The following is a 6,471-nucleotide window of genomic DNA, read 5'->3' on the forward strand; positions in this document are numbered from 1 at the left end:
CTCGGACGTGGGTTGCTCGTACAGCGCGCTGGGCGCGCCGCGCTGGGCGATGGCGCCCCGGTCCATCACCACGATCTGGTCGCTGACGGCCAGGGCCTCGGACTGGTCGTGGGTGACATAGGCCACGGTGAGCTTCAGGCGCTGCTGCAGGGCGCGAATTTCCTCGCGCATGGAACGGCGCAGGCGGGCGTCCAGGTTGGACAGGGGTTCGTCAAACAGCAGCACGGCAGGCTCCAGCGCCAGCGCGCGGGCCAGGGCCACGCGCTGCTGCTGCCCGCCCGACAACTCGTGCGGCCTGCGCTGGTCCAGACCGTGCAGGCCCACGGTGTCGAGCATGGCACGCGCCTTGTCGCGCACCTGCTGTTTGCCCAGGCCCGACAAATGCAGGCCGTAGACCACGTTGTCGATGACGTTCATGTGCGGAAACAGTGCGTAGTTCTGGAACACCAGGCTCACGTTGCGCTGCGCCGGGCCGAGCGGGGTCACATCCTGCCCTTCGATGAAGATGCGGCCCGATGTGGGCGATTCGAGCCCGGCAATCAGGCGCAGCGTGGTCGTCTTGCCGCAGCCCGATGGCCCGAGGATGGTGGTAAGCGTTCCACGCGGCACGCTGAAGCTGATGTGGTCCACGACCAGCGGAGCGTCAGGCGATGAGCCGTAGCGCTTGCTGACATCCCGGAACTCGATGCCATGCGCTGCAGGTGTCTCGGAGGGGGCCGTCACGGGCATCTCATTCTTCCCAGGCCACCACGGCATCCACGCCGATGACCTGCCCCGCGTCCATGCGGTTGAACAGCGTAACCTGGGCGCCCATCGCCTCGGCAATCTGCCGGCAGATGGACAACCCCAGCCCCACCCCGCCCTTCCCCGCCGAAAACGGCTGGAACAGTCGCTGCCGCACGGCGTCGTCGATGCCGGGGCCCTCGTCCCACACCAGCACCTCGCGCCGCCCGGTGCTGTCGCGCAGCAGCACACCCAGCCGCCCATGGGTGGGCGTGTGGTGGATGGCGTTGGCCAGGAGGTTGCGCATCAGTTCGCCCAGCAGCGCTGCGTCGCCGGGTGCCCACAGCGTGTCAGGGCCCTCCAGCGCAAAGTCGAGCCGTTTGGCCGCAATCAGCGGTGCCAGCTCCATCACGGCCTCGCGGGCAATCGCGTTCAGGTCCACGTTGGGCAGCTCGCCCATGCGCTTGAGCTGCTCCACCTTGCTCAGGCTGAGCAACTGGTTGGCCAGGCCCGAGGCGCGGTCCACGGTGTGCAGCATCTGCTGCAGCGCATCGCCCACCAGCATGTCTCCGGCCATGGCGGCCTGCAGCTGGGTGCGCAGCACGGCCATGGGGGTGCGCAACTGGTGGGTGGCATCGGCCAGAAAGCGCCGCTGCTCCTCGATCCAGCGGCTCTGGCTGTGTTGCAGCTCGGCAAAGTGCTGCACGGCGGGCGCGAGTTCCGACGGGCCTTCGTAGATGCGCTCTGCAGTGCCCACAACGTCGCCGCTGGGCGGCCGCATCAGCGACACATCTGCATGCCGCAACCAGCCCGACGCAGCCCGCGCCAGCAGCACCGCCACGGAGGTCATCGCCAACGCCAGCAGAACCACCCACCACAGGCCCGAGCCACCGCCCAGCAGGCGGCGCGCACCAGGCAGGCGCTCGCCCAGCGGGCGTGCCGCCTGGCGCACCACGGGCGCAGCCACGGCTTGCCCCTCCTTCACCCCGGTGGGCTGGTACAGGGTCACGGCCACCCGCACCAGTTGGTCCCCGACCTGCGCCAGGTAGAAGTGCACGGCACCGGGGTCACGCACCACCTCGGTGGGAGGCACGCGCGGCAGATCGGCGCTGCCAGCCAGGCGTTCGCCGTCCAGATTGCTCTCGCGGTACCAGACACCGGGCACTGGTTGGGCAGGCAGGGATGCGGCAGGCTCTGCTGACAGATCTGCGGGCCAATGCGCCAGCGCCTGGCGCAAGGCCTCATCTTGCGCGGTGGCGTCATGCTGCGCCTGATAGGTCCATTGCACCACGCAGATCACGGCCACCAGCCCCCACAGCGGCACCAGCCAGCCCACCAGCAGCACCCGCTGCAATGAGCCGCCCCGCGGCCGCCAGGGCCGCCGCTGCCACCACCACCGCAGCGTCACCGGGCCACCCCGCCCTTGTCGGACTTGTCGGCTTTGTCCGTCTTGTGGGCGGCCATGCTGTCGGCATCGCACAGCAGGTAGCCCACGCCGCGCAAGGTCACGATCTCGGCGTTGGTGCCCACCAGCTTCTTGCGCAGCCGGTGCACCACCACTTCCACCGCGTCGGCTTGCACCTGCTCGTCCGTGTTGGCAAACACCTGGGTGCGCAGCTCTTCCTTGCTGACCACCCGGTCCACGCGCGACATCAGTAGCCGCAGCAGCTCGGACTCCCGCTGCGACAGCTCCAGCGGCAAGGCATCGTTGTAGAACACGCCACTGCCCGGCTCGCGGTACAGCGCCCCGCAGCGCAACTGCCCGTCGCGCCCCACGCGGCGCGTCAGGGCCCGCAGCCGCGCCACCAGCTCATCCAGGTCAAAGGGCTTGGCCAGGTAGTCATCGGCCCCGGCCTCCAGTCCTGCCACCCGGTCCGTGACGGCAGCGCGGGCGGTCAACGCCAGTACCGGTGTGGTGCTGCCGCCATCGCGCAGGCGCCGCAGCACCTCCAGCCCGTCCAGGCCCGGCAGCGACAGGTCGAGCGTGATCACGTCAAACGCGGTGCGCCGCGCAGCCGCCAGGGCCTCCTTGCCATCTGCGCAGCACAACACCTCGAACCCACGGGCCACCAGACTGCGGCTCAGGGCCCCGGCCAGATCAAAATCGTCTTCGACCAACAGCAGTTTCATCCCCCGATCATGCCGCCTGTGGCGGGCTGGGGCCACTGTGCTTCTACGGACAGGCGATGAAAGCGAAGCGAAAGGCGGTGCACACCCCTCCACGGCTGTGCCGCTGTACAGTAATGCGCAGTATTTTCGAAACCGCCTCCATGAGATACCTCCGGAACCAGACAGCGCTGCCAGGCCTTTATCGAAGGACCTTGCAGCTGGTGGCAACCGCACTGGCCCTGTGCACGGTGCTGCCGGCCCAGGCATCGCAGTCCCTGCGCTGCAATGGATCACTGGTGGGCAAAGGCGACTCTCCCGTGACGCTGCTGCAAAAATGTGGCGACCCCATCTACCGCGAGGGCGTGTGCGTTTCCATGCTGCAGCTGGGCTGGGTGGTGACGCCCTACCGCCCGGGCGGTCCCGCAGCAGTGCTGGCCAACCAGTGTGTGCCCATGGAAGAGTGGACGTACGACCGGGGGCCGGGCACCTTTCTGGGGGTGGTTCGCATCTACAACGGCACGATCGAATCCGTGCGCGACGGCGATCGCAGCAGGTAGCGGGGCCCGCTGGCCCGCCTGTCCAATGCGCTGGAAGACCCTCAACCCTCAGGAAGCCGCGGCGATGACGATGCTGGATTCGTCAAAAACCGCCGTGGCTTGCTGGCCCGCTCGAACCTTGGCTCCTTCAGCGGCAAAGCCCACCAGCTGGATGCCGCAGGGCAGCTGCAGCACCACCTCGGGGGCGGCGCCGCGAGCGACGCTACGCACCACCCCGGCCATGGCATTGCCTGCGGGACTGCCAGGGGCCTGGGCCACCTGAACCGCCGTCGCCTTGCACAGCGCCAGCACACCAACCCCTGCCTTCAAACCCAGCAACTGCGCGCTGACCCGCGTGATGGACGCATGCAGCGCCTGCCCATCCGCCAGCAGCAGCTGCACGCGCACCTGCCCTCCCACGGCCCGCACCTTGCCCACGGTGCAAGGAAACTGGTTGCGCATGCTGGTGCGCAGCGCCAGTGCGGCGCGGCCGGTCGCTGCGTCGTCATCGCTCTTCAATCGGCCCAGCACCTGTTGGCGTGCATCCGCCAGCGCATGGGCCGCCTGCAGCACCCGCTGGCCGGCTGGGGTGAGCGCGGCCCCGCCGCCGCCGCTGCCGCCCACCACCTTCTCCACCAGCGGCACCCCGGCCAGGTTGGTCAGCGTCTCCAGTGCCTGCCAGGCGGCCTTGTAGCTCACGCCCGCGCCCCGCGCCGCCTCGGAAATGGAGCCCACCTCGCCAATGCGGCGCAGGATGTCGATGCGTTTGTCCGTGGCCTCGTGGCCCAGCACCTCGGCCAGGGGCAGTGAAGAATTGCTCATGCGGGCATGTTAACTGGGCGGTACAGACGCTTGAGGCATCGCTGTTCATCAACGGAATAGCGATGCGACTGACATGCTACAGTCTCGTTATTCCAATGAAGAATAGCGAGATTGTCGTGATGCGTTTCCTGTTGTCTCTGGCCGCCTCGTTGGCGATGGCGGTTTCGGCCCAAGCGGGTGAGGTGCCGGTGGCCGTGGCCGCCAACTTCACAGCCCCGATGCAGAAGATTGCCCGCCTGTTTGAGCAGGACACCGGCCACAAAGCCACGCTGGCTTTTGGCTCCACCGGGCGGTTCTATGCGCAGATCAAGAACGGTGCGCCGTTTGACCTGCTGCTGTCCGCCGATGATGAAACCCCGGCCAGGCTCGCCAAGGAAGGCCTGGCGGTCGATGCCAGCCGTTTCACCTATGCCATTGGCAAGCTGGCCCTGTGGAGCAAGCAGCCCGGCCTGGTAGATGCCCAAGGCCAGGTGCTCAAATCCGGCACCTTCGACAAGATCGCGGTGGCCGACCCCAAGCTCGCCCCTTACGGAGCCGCCGCCGTGGAAGTGATGACCCAGCTGGGCGTGCTGAACGCTCTGCGGCCCAAGTTTGTGCAGGGTGAGAACATTGCCCAGACCCACCAGTTCGTTGCGACCCAGAATGCCCAGCTCGGTTTTGTCGCCCTGTCGCAGGTGATGGCCGATGGCCGCCTGGTGGAGGGCTCGGTGTGGGCCATCCCTGCAGCGCTCTACACACCGCTCCGCCAGGACGCCGTGCTGCTGAACAAAGGCCAGGGCAACGCCGCGGCGGCAGCATTGCTGCAATACCTTAAGGGCGACAAGGCGCGTGCGGTCATCCGCGGCTTTGGCTACGAGCACTGAGATACTCACACCCCATCCACGCCACCGCCCTTTTCTTTTATGCCTCTGGGCCCTGAAGCACTGCAAGCCATCTGGCTGACCCTGCAGCTTGCCACCCTCACCACCCTCGTGCTGCTGTTGATCGCCACGCCACTGGCCTGGTGGCTGTCGCAAACCGAGTCGTGGTGGAAAGGGCCCGTGGGCGCCTTTGTGACCCTGCCGTTGGTGCTGCCGCCCTCGGTGCTCGGCTTTTACCTGCTGGTGGCCATGGGGCCTGCCGGGCCGCTGGGGCAGTTCACGCAGGCCATGGGCTGGGGCCTGCTGTCGTTCACCTTCACGGGCTTGGTGATTGGGTCGGTGGTGTTCTCCATGCCGTTTGCAGTGCAGCCGCTGCAGCATGCCTTCGAGTCGATGGGCCGCCGCCCGATGGAAGTGGCCGCCACCCTGCGGGCCAGCCCGGTGGATGCGTTTTTCACGGTGGCCTTGCCGCAGGCCCGCACCGGTCTGCTCACCGCAGCCATCCTGAGTTTTGCCCACACCGTGGGCGAGTTTGGCGTGGTGCTGATGATTGGCGGCAACATCCCGGGCAAGACGCGGGTGGTCTCCACCCAGATCTACGGCCATGTGGAAGCCATGGAATACGCCCAGGCGCACTGGCTGGCGGGCGGCATGGTGCTGTTCTCGTTCGTGGTGCTGCTGTGCCTGGCGCTGCTCAAGAACCGTGGCTCGCGGGTGCTGCCATGAGTGCGCCCGACGACCTGCGCATCCAGCTTGCGCTGCCGCGTGCTGACTTTGAACTGGCCGTGGACCTGCACCTGCCCGGCAGCGGCATCACGGTGCTGTTTGGCACCTCGGGCTCGGGCAAGACCAGCGTGCTGCGCTGCGTGGCGGGGCTGGAGCGCGCGCACCCCGGCCTGGTGGTGGTGGCTGGCGAGGTGTGGCAGGACGATGCCACCCAGGTGTTTCTGCCCACCTATCAGCGGGCGCTGGGCTACGTGTTCCAGGAGGCCAGCCTGTTCGAGCACTTGGACGTACTGGGCAACCTGCGGTATGGCCTGAAGCGCGCCCGGTCTGCGCAGGCCGAGGCCACGCTGCAGACGGCCATCGAACTGCTGGGCATCGGCCGCCTGTTGCAGCGCCGGCCCGGCCAGCTCTCGGGCGGCGAGCGCCAGCGGGTGGCCATTGCCCGTGCCTTGGCAACTTCCCCCCGCCTGCTGCTGCTGGACGAGCCCATGGCCGCACTCGACCTGGCGCGGCGCCAGGAGATCATGCCCTGGCTGGAGCGCCTGCGCGACGAGCTGCACATCCCCATGCTGTATGTCACGCACTCTGCCGACGAACTGGCACGGCTGGCCGACCACCTGGTGGTGCTGGAGGGCGGTCAGGTCAAGGCCGCCGGGCCGGTGGACCAGGTGCTGTCGTCGCCCAGCACCATGGGC

8 protein-coding genes are annotated in these 6,471 nt (G+C 67.9%); 4 read left to right on the plus strand and 4 right to left on the minus strand.

The window, feature by feature from the left end; translation table 11 throughout:
- The 3 genes from DBR23_RS21065 to DBR23_RS21075 form a co-directional block, all read right to left on the minus strand.
- Positions 1-729: ABC transporter ATP-binding protein (locus DBR23_RS21065; RefSeq protein WP_233250636.1), on the minus strand; the 729-nt coding region annotated here is incomplete at its 3' end.
- 1 nt (position 730) lies between these two features.
- Positions 731-2,068: an ATP-binding protein gene (locus DBR23_RS21070; RefSeq protein WP_233250640.1), complete on the minus strand. Its 1,338-nt coding sequence runs from the start codon at positions 2,066-2,068 to the stop codon at positions 731-733.
- A 59-nt stretch (positions 2,069-2,127) separates the two neighbouring features.
- Positions 2,128-2,853: a response regulator transcription factor gene (locus DBR23_RS21075; protein WP_056744825.1), complete on the minus strand. Its 726-nt coding sequence runs from the start codon at positions 2,851-2,853 to the stop codon at positions 2,128-2,130.
- A gap of 140 nt (positions 2,854-2,993) precedes the next feature.
- On the opposite strand from DBR23_RS21075, the gene DBR23_RS21080 reads away from it, so the two are divergent.
- Positions 2,994-3,389: a DUF2845 domain-containing protein gene (locus DBR23_RS21080; protein WP_233250637.1), complete on the plus strand. Its 396-nt coding sequence runs from the start codon at positions 2,994-2,996 to the stop codon at positions 3,387-3,389.
- 48 nt (positions 3,390-3,437) lie between these two features.
- Here DBR23_RS21080 and DBR23_RS21085 read toward each other — a convergent pair whose 3' ends face one another.
- The gene (locus DBR23_RS21085) at positions 3,438-4,190 is read right to left on the minus strand and encodes a TOBE domain-containing protein (protein ID WP_108499497.1); all 753 of its coding nucleotides are present in this window, start codon (positions 4,188-4,190) and stop codon (positions 3,438-3,440) included.
- 119 nt (positions 4,191-4,309) lie between these two features.
- On the opposite strand from DBR23_RS21085, the gene modA reads away from it, so the two are divergent.
- The 3 genes from modA to modC all read left to right on the plus strand — a co-directional run.
- Positions 4,310-5,053, plus strand: coding sequence for a molybdate ABC transporter substrate-binding protein (gene modA, locus DBR23_RS21090; RefSeq protein WP_233250641.1), 744 nt, complete (start codon positions 4,310-4,312; stop codon positions 5,051-5,053).
- Positions 5,054-5,092: 39 nt separating this feature from the next.
- On the plus strand, positions 5,093-5,776 hold the full coding sequence (gene modB / locus DBR23_RS21095; protein ID WP_099730282.1) for a molybdate ABC transporter permease subunit: 684 nt from the start codon (positions 5,093-5,095) through the stop codon (positions 5,774-5,776).
- Positions 5,773-6,471 (plus strand): molybdenum ABC transporter ATP-binding protein (gene modC, locus DBR23_RS21100; protein WP_233250638.1); only part of this gene is annotated, 699 nt, incomplete at its 3' end. The genes modB and modC, both read left to right, overlap by 4 nt.

The organism is Acidovorax sp. HMWF018, assembly GCF_003061035.1.
GTDB classification, from domain to species: domain Bacteria; phylum Pseudomonadota; class Gammaproteobacteria; order Burkholderiales; family Burkholderiaceae_C; genus Acidovorax; species Acidovorax delafieldii.